This is a genomic window from Agromyces sp. NPDC052230 (genome assembly GCF_040679595.1).
Lineage (GTDB): Bacteria > Actinomycetota > Actinomycetes > Actinomycetales > Microbacteriaceae > Agromyces.
In genome coordinates, this window is record NZ_JBFAVC010000001.1 from 288,684 (window position 1) to 304,767 (window position 16,084).

Annotated in this window: 17 protein-coding genes; 15 read left to right on the forward strand and 2 right to left on the reverse strand. The window is 71.8% G+C overall.

All coding sequences use genetic code 11. The features are described 5' to 3' along the window. The first annotated feature begins 82 nt into the window (after positions 1-82). On the forward strand, positions 83-925 hold the full coding sequence (locus tag AB0K73_RS01395; protein WP_360511299.1) for a VOC family protein: 843 nt from the start codon (positions 83-85) through the stop codon (positions 923-925). Between the two features lie 128 nt (positions 926-1,053). Here AB0K73_RS01395 and AB0K73_RS01400 read toward each other — a convergent pair whose 3' ends face one another. Next, complete coding sequence (locus AB0K73_RS01400) at positions 1,054-1,707, reverse strand: TetR/AcrR family transcriptional regulator (RefSeq protein ID WP_360510979.1); 654 nt, start codon at positions 1,705-1,707, stop codon at positions 1,054-1,056. A 70-nt stretch (positions 1,708-1,777) separates the two neighbouring features. On the opposite strand from AB0K73_RS01400, the gene kynA reads away from it, so the two are divergent. The 10 genes from kynA to AB0K73_RS01450 all read left to right on the forward strand — a co-directional run bounded on the left by kynA (position 1,778) and on the right by AB0K73_RS01450 (position 10,933). Continuing rightward, positions 1,778-2,656, forward strand: a complete 879-nt coding sequence (gene kynA / locus AB0K73_RS01405; RefSeq protein ID WP_360510978.1) for a tryptophan 2,3-dioxygenase — start codon at positions 1,778-1,780, stop codon at positions 2,654-2,656. Between the two features lie 3 nt (positions 2,657-2,659). Further along, positions 2,660-3,709 (forward strand): hypothetical protein, encoded by a 1,050-nt coding sequence (locus AB0K73_RS01410; protein ID WP_360510977.1) that lies wholly within the window; start codon positions 2,660-2,662, stop codon positions 3,707-3,709. Positions 3,710-3,741: 32 nt separating this feature from the next. Further along, on the forward strand, positions 3,742-4,965 hold the full coding sequence (locus AB0K73_RS01415) for an aminotransferase class V-fold PLP-dependent enzyme (protein WP_360511297.1): 1,224 nt from the start codon (positions 3,742-3,744) through the stop codon (positions 4,963-4,965). Positions 4,966-5,076: 111 nt separating this feature from the next. Beyond that, positions 5,077-5,610 (forward strand): hypothetical protein, encoded by a 534-nt coding sequence (locus tag AB0K73_RS01420; RefSeq protein ID WP_360510976.1) that lies wholly within the window; start codon positions 5,077-5,079, stop codon positions 5,608-5,610. Then, a complete protein-coding gene (locus AB0K73_RS01425) occupies positions 5,607-5,888 on the forward strand; it encodes a hypothetical protein (RefSeq protein WP_360510975.1) in 282 nt (93 codons plus the stop codon). Before AB0K73_RS01420 ends, AB0K73_RS01425 begins: the two co-directional genes overlap by 4 nt. Position 5,889: 1 nt before the next feature. Then, complete coding sequence (locus AB0K73_RS01430) at positions 5,890-6,240, forward strand: hypothetical protein (protein WP_360510974.1); 351 nt, start codon at positions 5,890-5,892, stop codon at positions 6,238-6,240. 10 nt (positions 6,241-6,250) lie between these two features. Beyond that, positions 6,251-7,543, forward strand: coding sequence for an MFS transporter (locus AB0K73_RS01435; protein ID WP_360510973.1), 1,293 nt, complete (start codon positions 6,251-6,253; stop codon positions 7,541-7,543). 154 nt (positions 7,544-7,697) lie between these two features. Beyond that, positions 7,698-8,441 (forward strand): hypothetical protein, encoded by a 744-nt coding sequence (locus AB0K73_RS01440; protein ID WP_360510972.1) that lies wholly within the window; start codon positions 7,698-7,700, stop codon positions 8,439-8,441. Positions 8,442-8,501: 60 nt separating this feature from the next. Then, a complete protein-coding gene (locus tag AB0K73_RS01445) occupies positions 8,502-10,307 on the forward strand; it encodes an ATP-binding protein (RefSeq protein WP_360510971.1) in 1,806 nt (601 codons plus the stop codon). After that, positions 10,304-10,933 (forward strand): response regulator transcription factor, encoded by a 630-nt coding sequence (locus tag AB0K73_RS01450; RefSeq protein WP_360510970.1) that lies wholly within the window; start codon positions 10,304-10,306, stop codon positions 10,931-10,933. Before AB0K73_RS01445 ends, AB0K73_RS01450 begins: the two co-directional genes overlap by 4 nt. 31 nt (positions 10,934-10,964) lie before the next feature. Here the strand turns inward: AB0K73_RS01450 and AB0K73_RS01455 are convergent, their stop codons facing one another. Continuing rightward, the gene (locus AB0K73_RS01455; protein ID WP_360510969.1) at positions 10,965-12,269 is read right to left on the reverse strand and encodes a wax ester/triacylglycerol synthase domain-containing protein; all 1,305 of its coding nucleotides are present in this window, start codon (positions 12,267-12,269) and stop codon (positions 10,965-10,967) included. An 88-nt stretch (positions 12,270-12,357) separates the two neighbouring features. Here AB0K73_RS01455 and purS point away from each other — a divergent pair, with 88 nt between their 5' ends. The 4 genes from purS to lhgO all read left to right on the forward strand — a co-directional run bounded on the left by purS (position 12,358) and on the right by lhgO (position 16,050). After that, entirely contained in the window at positions 12,358-12,693 is a 336-nt protein-coding gene (gene purS / locus AB0K73_RS01460) for a phosphoribosylformylglycinamidine synthase subunit PurS (protein WP_360510968.1), read from the forward strand. 10 nt (positions 12,694-12,703) lie between these two features. Next, a complete protein-coding gene (purQ, locus tag AB0K73_RS01465; protein ID WP_360510967.1) occupies positions 12,704-13,402 on the forward strand; it encodes a phosphoribosylformylglycinamidine synthase subunit PurQ in 699 nt (232 codons plus the stop codon). A 74-nt stretch (positions 13,403-13,476) separates the two neighbouring features. After that, the gene (locus AB0K73_RS01470) at positions 13,477-14,826 is read left to right on the forward strand and encodes a DUF2254 domain-containing protein (protein WP_360510966.1); all 1,350 of its coding nucleotides are present in this window, start codon (positions 13,477-13,479) and stop codon (positions 14,824-14,826) included. 12 nt (positions 14,827-14,838) lie between these two features. After that, a complete protein-coding gene (gene lhgO / locus AB0K73_RS01475) occupies positions 14,839-16,050 on the forward strand; it encodes an L-2-hydroxyglutarate oxidase (protein ID WP_360510965.1) in 1,212 nt (403 codons plus the stop codon). Positions 16,051-16,084: the final 34 nt, after the last annotated feature.

Genomic DNA, 16,084 nt, shown 5'->3' on the forward strand with positions numbered 1-16,084 from the left:
CGGCAGCTGGGCCGGGTTATCATTAGTTGTGACTACAACCAATACGCCCTCGACAACGGCCCTCCTCGCCGCGGACACGGGCATGGGCGCCGTGACCCTGAAGGTGGGCGATCTCGATGCGATGATCCGCTACTACCGCGACGGCGTGACCCTCGAGCTGCTCCGCCACGACGGCCCGGTCGCCGTGCTCGGCCGCGGCACGACCCCCATCGTGATCCTCGAGGTCGCGCCCGAACTGAAGCACGCCGATCCTCGCAGTGCGGGGCTGTACCACACCGCGATCCTCTTCGACTCACGCGAGGCGCTCGCATCCGCCGTCTACTCGGTCGCCCTGAAGCATCCGGGAACCTTCACCGGCAGTTCCGACCACCTCGTGAGCGAGGCGTTCTACTTCACGGACCCCGAGGGCAACGGCGTCGAGCTCTACTTCGACCGCGACCGCTCGCAGTGGAGTTGGACGCACGGCCAGATCGAGATGTCCACGATGTTCCTCGACCCGAATCGCTACCTCAGCGAGCACCTGACGCCCGGTGCAGCGGAGGCCGCGACCGCGGGCACCGGCCTCGGCGACGCGATCGTCGGCCACGTGCACCTCTCGGTCGGCGACATCCCGAGCGCTCGCGAGTTCTACGTCGACCGCCTCGGCTTCGACCAGACGACGATGTACGGCAGCCAGGCCCTCTTCGTGTCGGCCGGCGGCTATCACCACCACATGGCCATGAATACGTGGAACAGTGCCGGCGCCGGTCGTCGCGGCCCGGCGCTCGGGCTCGGCAAGATCGAGATCGTCGTGCCCGGCGCCGACGACCTCGGCGAGATCGGCGAGCGGATGTCGCATTACGGCGTGGCGACGCGCGACGACGGCCTCACCCTCGCCTTCGACGACCCCTGGGCGAACCTCATCGAGGTCCGCGCCGCCGGCTGACCCCCGAGTACCTCCCTGCGGATATACGATCCGGCGCGCCGAGGATCGGCTGATCCGGTCGGGGTGTCGGATCGTATATCCGCAGAAACGAACGCGACCGGAGGGCCAGCCGAAGCCCAGCGCCCGCGTCAGGATTCCGGTGCGGGGCCCGGACCCTTGCGGTGCGACATGTCGTGGAAGGCGTCGAACTCGAGGCCCACGCCGGGCAGCGGCGTGAGGTCGGGGCGGGCGCGCAGTCCGTCGAGGACGACGGCGAGCTGACGACGCCAGTAGGGCAGGTAGGTGCCGCCGTACTGCCCGAGTGAGCCGAGCATGTCGACCAGCACGGCGAGGTCGACCGCCGTGACATCCGCACGCAACGAGCCCTCGGCCTGGGCGCGAGCGACGAGCCCGTCGAGCGGTTCCGCCAACTCGGCTCCGGGTCGATGATCGGGATCGATCTCGGCCATCCGACGCATGACCGCCGGCACATAGGGCGAATGCGCGAGCCACGTGGCGTAACGCTCGAGGTAGAGCTCGACCGAGCGCCATCCGGTCTCGGCGGCGAGGATCTCGGGCGTGAGGTCGCGGAGCTCGCCGACGCCGAGGTCGTACAGCTCGCGCACGAGCGCGTCGCGGTTGGGGAAGTGCCGGTACACCGTGCCCGCGCCGACGCCGGCCCGTGTGGCCAGCTCGTCGAGCGGCGCCTCGATGCCGCGCTCGGCGAAGAGCACCCTCGCCTCGGCGAGGAGTCGCTCGTGATTGCGCCGGGCATCCCGCCGCGGCGATGTGGGCGGGTTCACGGTATCCACCCTATCCGCCGATCCTCCGTCGTCCCCGTGCACCGGATCGGCGCGCGGCTAGGCTGATCGCGTGTCCGACACCGACCAGCACGAGCAGCCCGTCGCCGACAACACGCGACGGATCGAGGCATCCGTCGTCACCGACTTCCGTGACCGGATGAGCTACGGGGGCTACCTCGACCTCGACACTCTGCTCTCGGCGCAGCGGCCGATCTCGCAGCCCGAGCACCACGACGAGCTGCTGTTCATCATCCAGCACCAGACCACCGAGCTCTGGCTGAAGCTCGTGTTGCACGAGCTCAGCACGGCGTGCGACCTGATGCGCGCCGACGAGCTCGCGCCCGCCCTCAAGTGCATCGCCCGCGTCAAGCACATCCAGAAGACCCTCACCGAGCAGTGGTCGGTGCTCGCGACGCTCACGCCGACCGAGTACGGGCAGTTCCGCGGCGTGCTCGGCAACGCCAGCGGGTTCCAGTCGTCCCAGTATCGGGCGGTCGAGTTCATGCTCGGCAACAAGAACGCGAAGATGCTGCAGGTCTTCGAAGCGGATGCCGCGGCCGCCGCGATCGTGCGGCGCGCACTCGAGGCGCCGAGCCTCTACGACGAGTTCCTGCGCCTGCTCGCGCGGGCCGGTTACGACATCCCCGCCGACATCCTCGAGCGGGACGTGACCCGGGCGTGGACGTTCCGGCCGGAGCTCGTCGAGGTGTTCGCCCGCATCTACGCCGACCCCGAGCACAACTGGGCGGCCTACGAGACCTGCGAGGAACTCGTCGACCTCGAGGACAACTTCCAGCTCTGGCGCTTCCGGCACCTGAAGACGGTCGAGCGCATCATCGGCTCGAAGACCGGCACGGGCGGGTCGAGCGGCGCCCCCTTCCTGAAACGCGCCCTCGAGCTCACGTTCTTCCCCGAGCTCTACGCCGTGCGCACCGAGATCCCGGGTTGACGGATGTCGCACGCCGCCCCGTTCCCTGAGCCGGTCGAAGGACCCGAGCACGTCGGAGGGCCCGAGCACGTCGCCGCGCTCGACCTCGGTCCGCTCGCCGCACCCGTACGACGGTCGATGAACGGCGAGCACCCGGGCGACACCGGCACGAGGCTGCCGCCCCTCGTCGACCATCACGTGCACCTCATGATCGTGGGCGCCCACGCGCTCGCCGATACGGCACTGGCCGGCGTGGTCGACCTCGGCGCGCCGCTCGACCTGCTGACCGAGCGACGCGCCCACGACGGGCTACCGCACGTCGAGTTCGCGGGCACCTTCCTCACGGCGCCGGGCGGGTATCCGATCGGACGCGCGTGGGCCGCGCCGGGCTGCGCGCGGGAGGTCACCGCCGCGACGGGTGGGGGCCGGGGGTCGCTGCCGGCGCCCGCCGAGACGGCCGTGTCCGAGCAGCAGGGGTTCGGGGCATCCGTCATCAAGGTGGCCCTCAACTCGGCGGCCGGACCGGTGTTCGACCGCGCCACCCTCGATGCCATCGTGGCCGCCGCGCACGAACGCCGGATGCCCGTGGTCGCGCATGTCGAGGGCGACGGGATGACCCGGCTTGCGATCGACGCGGGCGTCGACGTGCTCGCGCACACGCCCTTCACCGAGCGCGTCGACGACGAGCTCCTCGCGCGCGCGGCGGACGCCGGGCAGCGGTGGATCTCGACGCTCTTCGTCACGAGCTACGGCGAGCCGTCGCCTGAGCGCGACCAGGCCCTCGACAACCTTCGCCGGTTCCACGCGGCGGGCGGCCGGGTGCTCTACGGCACCGATCTCGGCAACGGCGACCAGCCGCTCGGCGTGAACCCGGCCGAGGTCGACCTGCTCACGATGGCCGGCCTCGGGGCATCCGACGTGCTCGCCGCGATCTGCGACCCGTGGCCGCTGGACGAACGCGACGACGCCGTCGCGACCTTCGTGCGCGGCGCGCCGCCCACCACGCTCGACGAACTCGCAAGCTGGCTCGCGACGGCCTGCCTCGTGCCGGCCGAGGAACTGGAGGCCCTGTGACGCACGATCCGCACCTCGCCTACGCCCGCCGGATGGATCGCGCCGACGGGCTCGCGCATTACCGCAAGCGGTTCGCGGGCGCCGAAACCGACCTCGTCTACTTCGACGGGAACTCGCTCGGACGCCCCCCGCTGTCGGCCATCGAGCGCATGGAGCGGTTCCTGCACGACGAGTGGGGCAGGCGGCTCATCCGCGGCTGGGATGAGTCGTGGATGCAGCTGCCGTTCGAGATCGGCGACCTCATCGGCCGTGCGGTGATCGAGGCCAAGGCTGGGCAGACGGTCGTCGGCGACTCGACGACCGTGCTCCTCTACAAGCTCGCGCGTGCGGCCGTCGACGCGCAGCTGGTGCGCGATTCGGGGCGCCGCGAGATCATCGTCGACAGCGACAACTTCCCCACCGACCGGTACGTGATCGAGGGCATCGCCCGCGAGCGTGGCATGCACGTGCGTTGGATCCAGGTCGACACCGCCTCGGGCGTGACGAGCGAGCAGCTCGCCGAGAAGGCAGGACCCGACACGGCGCTCGTCGTGCTCAGCCACGTGGCCTACCGCTCGGGCTACCTCGCCGATGCCCGCGAGCTCACGCGCATCGCCCACGACGCCGGCGCGCTCATCCTCTGGGACCTCTGCCACTCCGCCGGCTCCGTGCCCGTGCATGCCGACCTGTGGGGCTTCGACCTGGCCGTCGGATGCACCTACAAGTACCTGAACGGCGGTCCGGGTTCGCCCGCCTTCGCCTACGTGCGCGACGACCTCCAGGACGTGCTCGCGCAGCCGATCCAGGGGTGGATGGGCGCGGCGGACGTGTTCGCGATGGGCCCCGAATACGTTCCGGGGCGGGGCATCCGCCGCTTCCTCAGCGGTACGCCGCCGATCGTGGGCATGCTCGCCATGCAGGAGACCCTCGCCATGATCGCCGAGGCCGGCATGCCCGCCATCCGGGAGAAGTCCGTTGCCCTCACGGAGTTCGCGATCTCTGTTGCCGAGGAGTGGCTCGCCCCGCTCGGCGTCACGCTCGCCTCACCGCTGGACCCCGCGCGGCGCGGCGGCCACGTGACGCTGCGGCATCCGGCCATGCGAGAGGTGACGGCGCGGCTCTGGCAGCAGGACGTGATTCCCGACTACCGAGACCCGAGCGGCCTGCGCATCGGGCTCTCACCGCTGTCGACGAGTTTCGAGGAGGTGCACCGGGGACTCGCGGCCGCCCGGGACACGCTGCGGACCGTGCTGACCGAGCGGGCGGGGCTCGCGTAGGCCCTGCGGATCGACCTGTCAACGCCCTCGACTCGACGCGAGAACGGGGTGAGACTGCTCCGAGAGGCGCCCCCTGCCCCGGGGGGCGTGCCGACCGAAGGAGCGACGAGCATGAGCGACGAGCAGACGACACGCACCGACGCCGAGAAGACGACCGGGACCGCGAAGACGGTGCCGCCCACTCCGCCCGTGGCCTCCGAGGCGGCAGCTGGAGGGACGGCTCCCTCCGCCACGACCTCCGCGACGTCGACGGGTGCGTCGACTACGCCGAGCACCTCGACCACCGGCGCATCCGGCGCATCGACGGGCGGCGCCCCGACCGCCGCTCCGGCCGGCCCCGGTGAGGACGTGAACAGCGGCAACCGGGAGGCGGTGGACTCCACGGGCGCCACCACGGGTTCGCCGTTCGACAAGGCCGTGGACGCTGCCACGGAGGCCGCGAAGAAGGCCACCGCCCGCCTCAAGGAGGCGGCCGAGAGCGCCGACCTCGACCATTTCGCCGACGAGGCCAAGCGCGTCACGGGCACGTGGAGCGAGAAGGTCAAGAGCGAGTACGAGCGCCGCCCCGGCGTGGTGATCGGCGCCGCCGTCGCGGGTGCCGTGGTGCTCGGCGCGATCGCCCGGGCGATCGGGCGGCGGCGATGAGCGACGTCGACGGCGCCGACGGCATGGGCGGTTCGGACGGAACGGAACAGGCCGGACGTTCACCGGGCAGCACCGGCTCGTACGGCACGCCCGGCCATACGGTGCCCGATCCGAAGCAGCCGGTGACCTCGATGGACGCGGCCGATGCCGACGCGGACGCCGACTCCCCCGAGGATCCGGCCGCCCACGGCGGCCCGAGACTGCGCGATCTTCCCTCGACCGAGACCGGCGTGGTGGACGACGACGCGTCCAAGGACCACGGCGTGGGGCCCGAGTAGCATGCGCGCCGAGAACGACCGCGACGCGCCCGTCGAGCAGGCCATCGACGAGGCGACGGCAGCGGCCGACCGCGCGTCGCGAGCGACCGAGGAGACCCTCGACGCGATGCGGGCCGCTGCCGCCGACGCCGCCGCGCGTGGCGCCGAGGCGGTCTCGAGCGCGTCGGCAACGTTCGAGGCGGTCACCGAGGACGCGCTCGACGACGCCGAAGACCTCGCCGAGGACGCCGCTGCGTGGCTCGACGGGAAGTACCGCGAGAATCCGACGCTCGTGATCGCGCTCGCGGCCGCGGCGGGCCTGGCCCTGCTGATCGGCGCGGGCGCGATCATCCGGGCGGTGCTCCGGCGGTAGTCTCGCCGACGTGACGAGCCCTGCTCCGCGCCGTCGTGCGGGCCTCAGCCCCTGGTCGATGGTGGTCGGCCTCGGCTTCGTGAGCCTCACCATCGACATGGTGTCCGATGGCGCCATCTCGGTGAGCGGTGCGCTGCTCGAGGAGCTCGGGGCATCCGCGGTGCTCGTCGGCACCGTCACGGGTACGGCCACGGCGATCGCACTCGTGCTGCGGCTCGTCACCGGGCCATGGTCCGACCGCAGCGGGTCCTACTGGGCATTCACGATCGTCGGCTATGCGATGAGCGCGGTGAGCGTGCCACTCCTGGCGCTCACGCCCGTGCTCGGCTCCGCGTCCCTCGCCGCCGCGAGCGCGCTCCTGATCACCGAGCGCACGGGCAAGGCCGTGCGCGGGCCCGCCAAGACCGTGCTCCTCGCCGACGCGGCGGGCGCCGTGGGACGCGGGCGCGGCTTCGGCGTGCACAAGCTGCTCGATCAGATCGGCGCCTTCGCCGGGCCGCTCGTGGTGGCCGGCGTCGCCGGGATCACGGGCGCGCTGTGGCCCGCCTTCCTCGTCCTCCTCATTCCCGCAGCGGTGGCGATGGTGCTGCTGTTCTGGCTTCGCGCGCGGGTGCCCGATCCCAGCGTGTACCGCCCGGCCACGACGCCCGAGGTGGGCGGGACGCCTTTCGAGGCATCCGCTGATCCGGCGCGGATGTCGCTCGCCGCCCGTCTGTCGGGCCTGGCCGCGATCCCGGGCCGGGTGCGCACGACCTTCCTCCTGTTCGCCGCCTTCGCGGCCGTCACCACATTCGGACTGCTGAGCTTCGGGATCGTGTCGTACCACCTGGCCGCCACGGACCTCGTGCCGATCGCGGCAGTGCCGCTCGTGTACGCGGCCGGCATGGCGACTGCCGCCGTCGGGGCCATCCTCACGGGATGGGCGTACGACCGATTGGGGACCTCAGTGCTCCTGGGCGTGCCGCTCCTCACCGCGTTCGTCCCGGGTCTCGCGCTCGGCGGCACGATCTCGATGGTGGTCAGCGGCGTCCTCATCTGGGGACTTGCCACCGGCGTGCAGGATTCCACCGTGAAGGCGCTCGTCGCCGATCTCGTTCCCGTCGACCAACTCGGTTCGGCGTACGGGTGGTTCGCCGTGTTCCAGGGACTCGGCGCGCTGGCCGGCGCCGTCGCAGCCGGGGCGCTGTACGCGAACCTGCCGGTCCTCGTCGCGCTCGTGGCGGTGACGCAGGTCGCGGCATCCGTGCTGCTCGTGTTGGTGTTGCGACGCCACCGGGGCCGGCTGCCGGTCAGCACGGCCTGAGGGCGTACGACCGGGGCGGCTCCACCCGCGCTCGGATCGCCGGCCGCGCCTCAGCGTGATCGGGACGCTCGGTCACTGGTGTCCCGGGATCGCGGGGCGCGACCCTGACGGCAGCGGCGCCGCCGGCGCCCGGCCGACCGAGAGGAGCCGAACAATGTCCACGTCATCCGCATCCGCTTCCGGAGCCGTCCATTCCGACCCCGAGCCCTCGGCGGTGCTCCACCACTCGCACGAGCGCCGGTTGTACCGAGCGGCCGGGCTCGGCGGCATCCTCGCCTTCGCCTCCTGGCTCGGGCAGCCCGTCGTGGTCGCGGTGCTCTCCGCGGCCGAAGGCGACGAGGTCCCGACCATCGAGCTGCTCCGGTCGCGTCCGTATTCCGGCGTGATCGAGGCGGTGATCTTCCTCGGGATGGCCGTGGGCCTGTTGGCGTTCGTCCAGGCGTCGGCCTCGCTGGTCCGGAACCGGACCGGCCCCGAACCATCGGTCTGGGCCGGGATCGGTGCGGCCTTCGGGTGGGTCGGCGCGGCGTCCTGGATCCTGGTCGCCACCGCCAGCCTGTCGCCGTTCACCTCCATCGGGCTGGGGGTCGCGGAGGCCCTGCCCGACCAGGCGGGGCAGACGGCGGTCCTCGAGGCGAACGCCCTCCTGATCACCGCCTTCGTCATCGCGGGCGCCCTCGGGTTGGCCGGCCACGCGCTGTTCCTCGCCACCGCGGGGCGCCGAGCGGGCATCCTCGGCTGGCCGCTGGCGGTGACGGCGTTCGCCGCGGTGGCCGCCCTCGCGCTGCCGTTCCTGATGCCGTTCACTCCGCCATGGGGACTGATCGGGGTGCTGCTCTTCGTGCTGGTCGCCGGCATCGTGTTCCTGTTCCGGAGCCGGCGTGGCGCGACCCGGTGAGCACGCGGAGCGACCGACGTGCATCTGGTCGCCCGCCCGACGTGGTGGGAGGATCGGGTCATGACGGGCGGGCAGGTCGCGCTCCTCGCATCGCAGGCCATCGTCGTGGCGGTGGGCACGATCGGCGCCGTGCTCGTCGTCGTGTCCGTCGCCCGCGGCCGGCACGTCGAGCCCAACCGACGGGTCTGGCTGCCCGCCCTCGCGGTGATCGCCGTGCTGGTGGGAGCGGCCGTGGCCGTGACCGGTCCTGACGCCGAGCTCGCGGCCGCCACGTGGTTCGGCGCCTTCCCGCTGCTCGCCGCAACCTACCCCGACGGTCGCTTCGTCCCCAGGTGGCTCGCCGGCCCGGTCGCCGTCTACGTCGCGTTCATGCTGATCGCCTTCGCCACGGGCGGCGCCGTCACCGACGAGCCCTGGTGGTTCCTCGTCGGCACCTCGAGCCTGCTCCTCGTCATCGGGCAGGTCTATCGCTACCGATACCGATCCGACACCCGTCAACGTGAGCGTCTGCGATGGGCGCTCCTCGGCATCGTGACGAGCCTCGAGCTCTACGTCGTGGTCGCCATCATCGAAGGCGGCACGATCGGGGAACGCTCCCCTGCCTTCGTCGCTGCGGCGAACGTCGCGATCCTTCCGGCGCTCATCGGCTTCGTGATCGGCCTCGTGCGTCCCCGACTGTGGAACGTCGACCCGCCGCTCCAGGCCCTGCTGGGCTTCGCCGTGGCGGCACCGGTGCTCGCCGCGGCGTACGGGGTCACCAGCTGGCTCGCCGGCGGACTCGGAGACGGCGCAGGATGGCTCGGCGCCGCCGTCGTCGCCGTCGTCGCCGTGCCCGTGATCCGCGCCGCGTCCCGGCTCGCCGCATGGGTGGTGTACCGCGGACGGGTGGATCCCGCCGCCGCGGTCGGCGCCCTCGGCCGGGCGGTCGCCGACGAACCGGATGCCGTGCACGTGCCGCAGGCGATCCTGCGCAGCGCGGTCGACAGCCTCTTCCTCGACGGGGCGGCCCTCCGCGGCGCTGACGTCAGCGCGCAGGTCGGCTCCATCGAGGGCCGGGTCGAGGAGTTCCCGGTGGTCCACCTGGGCACGGAGCTGGCTCGCCTGGTGATTCCGCCCCGTGCGGGCGAGTCGGAGCTGACCGCACGCGATCGGGCGGTCGCGGAGGCCCTTGCGCTGCACGCCGGCCCCGCGCTGCACGGCGTCCGTGCGCTCGCGCGGCTCACCGAGTCGCATGCGCTGCTCGTCTCCGCTCGGGAGGAGGAGCGGCGCCGGCTGCGCCGCGACCTCCACGACGACCTGTCGCCGAGCCTTGCCGGCCTCGCGCTGAGCGCCGCCGCGCTCGCCCGGCGCATCACGAGCACCGACGCCGACCCGCAGCTGGCGCACATCGCCGACGAGCTCCACCGCGACATCCGTTCGGTGATCGTGCGTGCCCGCGAGATCTCGCACGGCCTGCGACCGGCCGTGCTCGACGAGCAGGGCCTCGTCGCCGCGATCCGGTCCCGCGTGACGGCACCCCGTCCCGATGACCTCGAGGTGCGACTCGAGGTCGACGATGAGCGGATGCCGCTTCCGGCGGCGGTCGACGTCGCCGCGCTGCGCATCGTCCAGGAGGCGGTCTCGAACGTGCGGCGGCACGCGTCCGCGCGGACCTGCACCATCTCCCTCCGCCTCGAGACCGACCATCTCGACGTCACGGTGCTCGACGACGGGATCGGGCTACCCGAGCGGCGTCCGGACGGGCTCGGCATCCCGTCAATTCGGGAACGGGCGCGCGAGCTCGGCGGCATCGCCGAGATCGGAAACGATCCGGGTGGCGGAAGCCGTGTCCACGTCCGCCTGCCGCTGGAGTGGGGTGCGATGTGACCAGCCTCGTGGTCGTGGACGATCATCCGCTGTTCCGGAAGGGCATCGTGGCCCTGCTCGAGGCGAGCGGCTTCGACGTCGTCGCCGAGGCGGCGAGCGCGGCCGAGGCGATCGAGGTGGTGATGGCCGTGCGACCCGACGTGGTGCTCATGGACCTCGGCCTGCCCGACCGAAGCGGGCTCGCTGCGACGGCGCACCTCTCGGCCGCACTGCCCGCCACCCGCTTCGTGGTCATCACGATGTACGACGATGCGGAGACGGTCCGGCGTGCGCTCGAGGCCGGCGCCGACGCCTACGTGACGAAGGACGCCTCACCCGACCAGGTTGTGGCAGCCGTCGAGGCGGTGCTGATGGGAGCCCAGTGGCTCGGCAGCGGCGTCCCTCGCCCGACCGCCGACCCCGGTACGGCCGCGACGCACGGTGCCGCGGACCTGCCGGGGCTGACGCCGCGGGAGCGTTCGATCGCCGAGCTCGTGGGCAGGGGCCTGCCGAACGAGGCGATCGCCGAGCGCCTCGGCCTCTCGCGCAAGACCGTCGCGAACTACGTGTCGAGCGTGCTCCTCAAGCTGGGCGCGGTCGACCGGCTCGAAGCGGCACGTATCGTGCGGCGGTCGACCGACCGGTGAGCGGCGGCAGCGGCGCGAACGTTGCCCCTCGTCACGCGAGCGCCGCGATCCGCGCGAACTGCTCCCGCAGGGTGTCGGCGAAGACCTCGGCCGGCAACGCGTCGGCATCGCAGTGCACGGCGCATCGCAGCATGCCGTCGTACGAGAGCGCGGCCACGCCGAGCCGCACGTTCCCCTGGATCGCGGCGAGCGGCCACACGCGTTCGAGTGGCGCGCCGGCGAGGGCGAGCGGATGCCGCGGCCCTTGCACGTTCGTCACGAACATGACGATCAGCCGCTGGTACCGCACGAACCGCTTGAAGAGCCGGGAGCCGAACCGGGTCCTGGTGAGCTCGTACTGCCCGCGCGAACGGGCGTCCTCCTTGCGCACGCGGGTGAGCTCCGCGATGCGACGGAGGCGTACGGCGGGGTCCGCCTCGCCCGTGGGCATCGGCACGAGCATCACGCCGACGGCGTTGCCTGACCGCCCGCGTTCGCGGAGCGCCACGGGCACGCTCGCGGGCAGGGCCGGCGGCACCGGCTCGCCACGGGCGCGGAGTGCCGCCTCCGCCGCCGCGGCCGCCGCCGCGAGCAACGCGTCGTTCACGGTCGCCCCCACCGTGGCGGCTCCCGCCGCCAGGGCGTCGAGCGGTGTGTCGACGAAGGCGACTCCGCGGCGCGGCCCGATCGGCCCGAGCAGCACGGTACGGGGCACGGCGCGGCGGAACACGGCGATCGTTCGCACCCAACCCGACGCGAGCATGCGGAGGCGAGCGCGCAGCCCTCGACGGGACCGGGTCGCGGCGGGACGGGGCGGGGCAGGGGCGCCGGCGGATGCGGATGTCGCTGCGGCATCCGTCACGTCCGCCTCGCCGTCTCGCAACAACTCTTCGACGAGCCGCACGGCCGCCACGCCGTCGGCCATCGCGTGGTGGATGCGCAGGACCATGCCCGCCCGCCCAGGAGCGACACCCGGCACCACGAGTACCTCCCAGAGCGGCCGATCGAGCGGAAACGGCGTCACCATGAGCCGCGCGCAGAGCGCCTCGAACCCGACCTGCCCGTCGACGGGATCGATCTGCCGCACGTGCTGTTCGAACTCGACGTGCGCGGACTCCCACACGAGGGTTCGTCCGTCGTTCACGACCCGCTGCGACAGGCGCGGCAACCCCGGGATGCGTTCGGCCAGCGCCGAGCGCAGCGCCGCAAGATCGACGGCGCCATCGCGCCCGACGGGCCCACCGGGTGCGAGCACGCCCGCCATCAGGAAGGCGTTCACCTGGTCGGGCGCGTCGATCTCGATGTTCGAGGCATCGGCGGCGGAGAGCCGCTCTCGCCACTCCGCCGGGTCGGCCATGTCGGCAGTCTACGGACGGCGACGCCGCACCACCGGGTGCCCGGTAGAATCGAGGCATCCACCCCCCGACACCGGACGGAGAACCTCGGTGCCCACCATCGTCGTCGACGTGATGCCCAAGGCCGAACTGCTCGACCCCCAGGGGAAGGCCCTCGCCGGTGCCCTCGCCCGCACCGGGCACTCCGGCTTCACGGGCGTGCGCATCGGCAAGCGCTTCGAACTCACGGTCGACCGGCCGGTCGACGACGAACTGCGCGCCAGCGTGAAGCAGATCGCCGAGGAGATCCTCTCGAATTCGGTCATCGAGGACGTCGTCGGCATCCATTACCTGGAGTCGAACGCCGAGCTCGCCGAGGAGGCCACGCACGTGGCATCCGCGCACGCCGACGAAGGCTACGTCGCGCCCGCCGGCGAGACCCACTGAGGAGACCGCTATGCGCATCGGCGTCATCACCTTCCCCGGCTCGCTCGACGACCGCGACGCGCAGCGTGCGGTTCGGCTCGCGGGCGCCGAGCCCGTCGCCCTCTGGCACGGCTCGCATGACCTCGAGGGCGTCGACGCGCTCATCCTGCCGGGCGGCTTCAGCTACGGCGACTACCTTCGCGCCGGCGCCATCGCCTCGCTCAGCCCCATCATGAGCGAGGTGACGGATGCCGCGAACAAAGGTGTGCCCGTGCTCGGCATCTGCAATGGCTTCCAGATGCTCACCGAGGCGCACCTGCTCGAAGGTGGACTGATCCGCAACGACCACGGCTCGTTCATCCGCCGCGACCAGAAGCTGCGCGTCGAGAACACGTCGACCGACTGGACGACCGGATTCGAGCAGGGCCAGGAAATCACCATCCCGCTGAAGAACGGCGAGGGCGGCTTCATCGCCTCCGACGAGACGCTCGACCGGCTCGAGGGCGAGGGGCGCGTGGTATTCCGCTACCTCGACGTGAACCCCAACGGATCGCTCCGCGATATCGCGGGCATCTCGAATGAGCGCGGCAACGTCGTCGGCCTCATGCCGCACCCCGAGCACGCGGTCGAGCCGGGCTTCGGCCCCGACACTGCCGTGGCCATGCGCTCGGGCGTCGACGGGCTCGGGCTCTTCACGAGCGTCATCCGTCACGCGCTCGTCGAGGCGTAGGCGCCGCTCCCGACCATCGGACGGCTTTCGCGGCCGCCGGCCTCCCGCGTCTACGGTGGACGTAGGGGGCACGAATGAGACCAGGCAGCGGCAACGGACTCCGCCGACGATGGGCCGTGCTGTCCGAGGCGATCGCGTCACGGCTCTGGCCGATCCCCCTGGCTGCCGTCATCGCCGGTGTGCTGCTCGGCATCGCATTACCCGAGCTCGATCGGGCCGTCGACGAGTCGCTGCCCGAGACCGTGACAGCGCTGCTCTTCGGCGGCGGCACCGAAGCGGCGCGTGCCGTGCTCTCGGTGATCGCCGGATCGCTCATCACGGCGACCTCGCTGACCTTCTCGTTGACGGTCGTCGCGCTGCAACTGGCCAGCAGTCAGGCATCCCCCCGCTTGCTGCGCATGTTCGCATCCGACCGCATGGTGCACGCGACCCTCGCACTGTTCCTAGGCACCTTCGCCTTCGCTCTCGCCGTGCTCCGAACGGTGGCAGACGCCGATGGCGATCCCTTCGTTCCGCGCATCGCGGTGACCGTCGCATCGGTGCTGACGCTCGCGAGTGTCATCATGCTCACGTTCTTCCTCGCCCATCTGGCTCGGCTGCTCCGCGTGGAGACGATGCTGCGCGATGTGCACGGCGAGACGCAACGCACGATCCGGCTCGCCTCGGAGACCTCGCACCCGGCCGCCGACCGGGCGCCGGCTCTCGCGGCCACCGGTGCGCGGAGCGTTCTCGCGCCACGCTCTGGATTCATCACCGGCGTCGACCGGACGACCATCATCGAGATCGCCGCGAAGCACGACCTCGTGGTGCGCGAACTCCGTACCGTCGGGTCGAGCGTGATCAAGGGTGGCCCACTGCTCGAGTGGTGGACTCGAGCCCCCGACGCGTCGCTCGACCGCGACACGATCCAACAGGTCGATGACGCTCTCGCGGACACCACTCGGCTCGCCTACGAGCGCACCCCGACCCAGGACATCGGATTCGGCTTGCGCCAACTGGTCGACATCGCCGTGCGGGCGCTTTCGCCGGGAGTGAACGACCCGACCACCGCCGTGCATGCCCTCAGCCACGTGTCCGCGATACTCGCGGAGATCGACGGGTTGCCCGCCGAGCCGCCCGCGCTCGCCGATGAACACGGGGAACCGCGGCTGGTGCCGTCACGGCACGACTTCGTCGACCTGCTGGAGCTCGCGGTCGAGCAGCCCCGGCGCTACGGCGCGTCCGACCCCGACCTCGCCGCCCGCCTCTTCCAGTTGCTCGAGGAGCTTGCCGGGAGCGTGCAGCGAGCGGACCGGCGATCGGCGATCGGTGCGCAGCTCGAGCGGCTCGAGGCATCCGTCGCCCGTGCCGACTACGACGGCGAGGAACGCGAGCGGTTCGCCCGACTGGGGCGACAGGTCCGGGAGCGGCTCACAGCACTCTGAAATGCTTGACGCGTGACGACAGAGCGCATCGGCATCATCGGCGGCGGCATCATCGGCGTCGCCCTCGCGCGCGAGCTCGCCCTCCGCGGGCTCGGCGAGGTGACCGTGTTCGAGAAGGAGCGGCGGCTTGCCGAGCACCAGACCGGGCGCAACTCCGGCGTCGTGCACGCCGGCCTCTACTACCAGCCCGGCTCGCTCAAGGCGGAGCTCTGCGCTGCGGGCCGCGTGGCGATCCGGGAGTACTGCGAGGAGAAGCAGCTCCCCTACCGCGAACTCGGCAAGCTCGTCGTCGCCGTCGACGAGTCCGAGCTCCCCGCCCTCGCCGAGATCGAACGACGCTCGATCGCGAACGGCGTGCCCGATCTCGCCAGGATCGACGACGTCGCCCCGCTACGTGAGATCGAACCGCACGTCGCCGGAGTCGCCGCCGTGCACTCCCCGCACACGGCAGCGGTCGACTACGTCGAGATCACCGAGGCGATGGCGCAGGATGTCCGCGCCGCCGGCGGCGACATCCGTCTCGGCCAGAAGGTCGTTGCGCTCGATCTGGAGCACGGGCGAGTGCGTCTTCGCACGGGGACGTCGGACCACGTGTTCGACCGCGTCATCGCGTGCGCGGGCCTGCAGTCCGACGTCGTGGCGCGGATGGTGGGTGCCGACCCGTCGCCGAAGATCCTGCCGTTCCGCGGCGAGTACTGGGCGCTCGCGCCCGAGCGAACCCACCTCGTGAAGGGCATGATCTACCCGGTGCCCGATCCGCGGTTTCCCTTCCTCGGCGTGCACTTCACGCGTGGCGTGTACGACGACGTGCACGTCGGTCCGAACGCGGTGCCGGCGCTTGCGCGCGAGGGCTACGGGTGGCTCACGATCTCGCCGCGCGACACGTGGGAGTCGCTGACCTGGCCGGGTGCCGGCGCGCTCACTCGGCAGCATTGGCGCATGGGCGTCGACGAGATCAGCGCGTCGCTGATCAAGTCGCGGTACTTCCGGAAGGCGCGACGCTTCGTGCCCGAGCTGCGGCGCTCCGACCTCGTCGCGAAGACGGCGGCAGGCGTGCGCGCGCAGGCTTGGGGACGCGACGGATCGCTCCTCGACGACTTCGCGGTCGATCAGGTCGGTCCGGTGACGCTGCTGCGCAATGCCCCATCGCCGGCCGCGACGTCGTCGATCGCGATCGCGCGGTACGTGATCGAGCACCACCTCGGCTCGCGAGCGGCTGGCTGAGGCGGACGAGCGCCCGTCCTCTCCCAGGAGACCG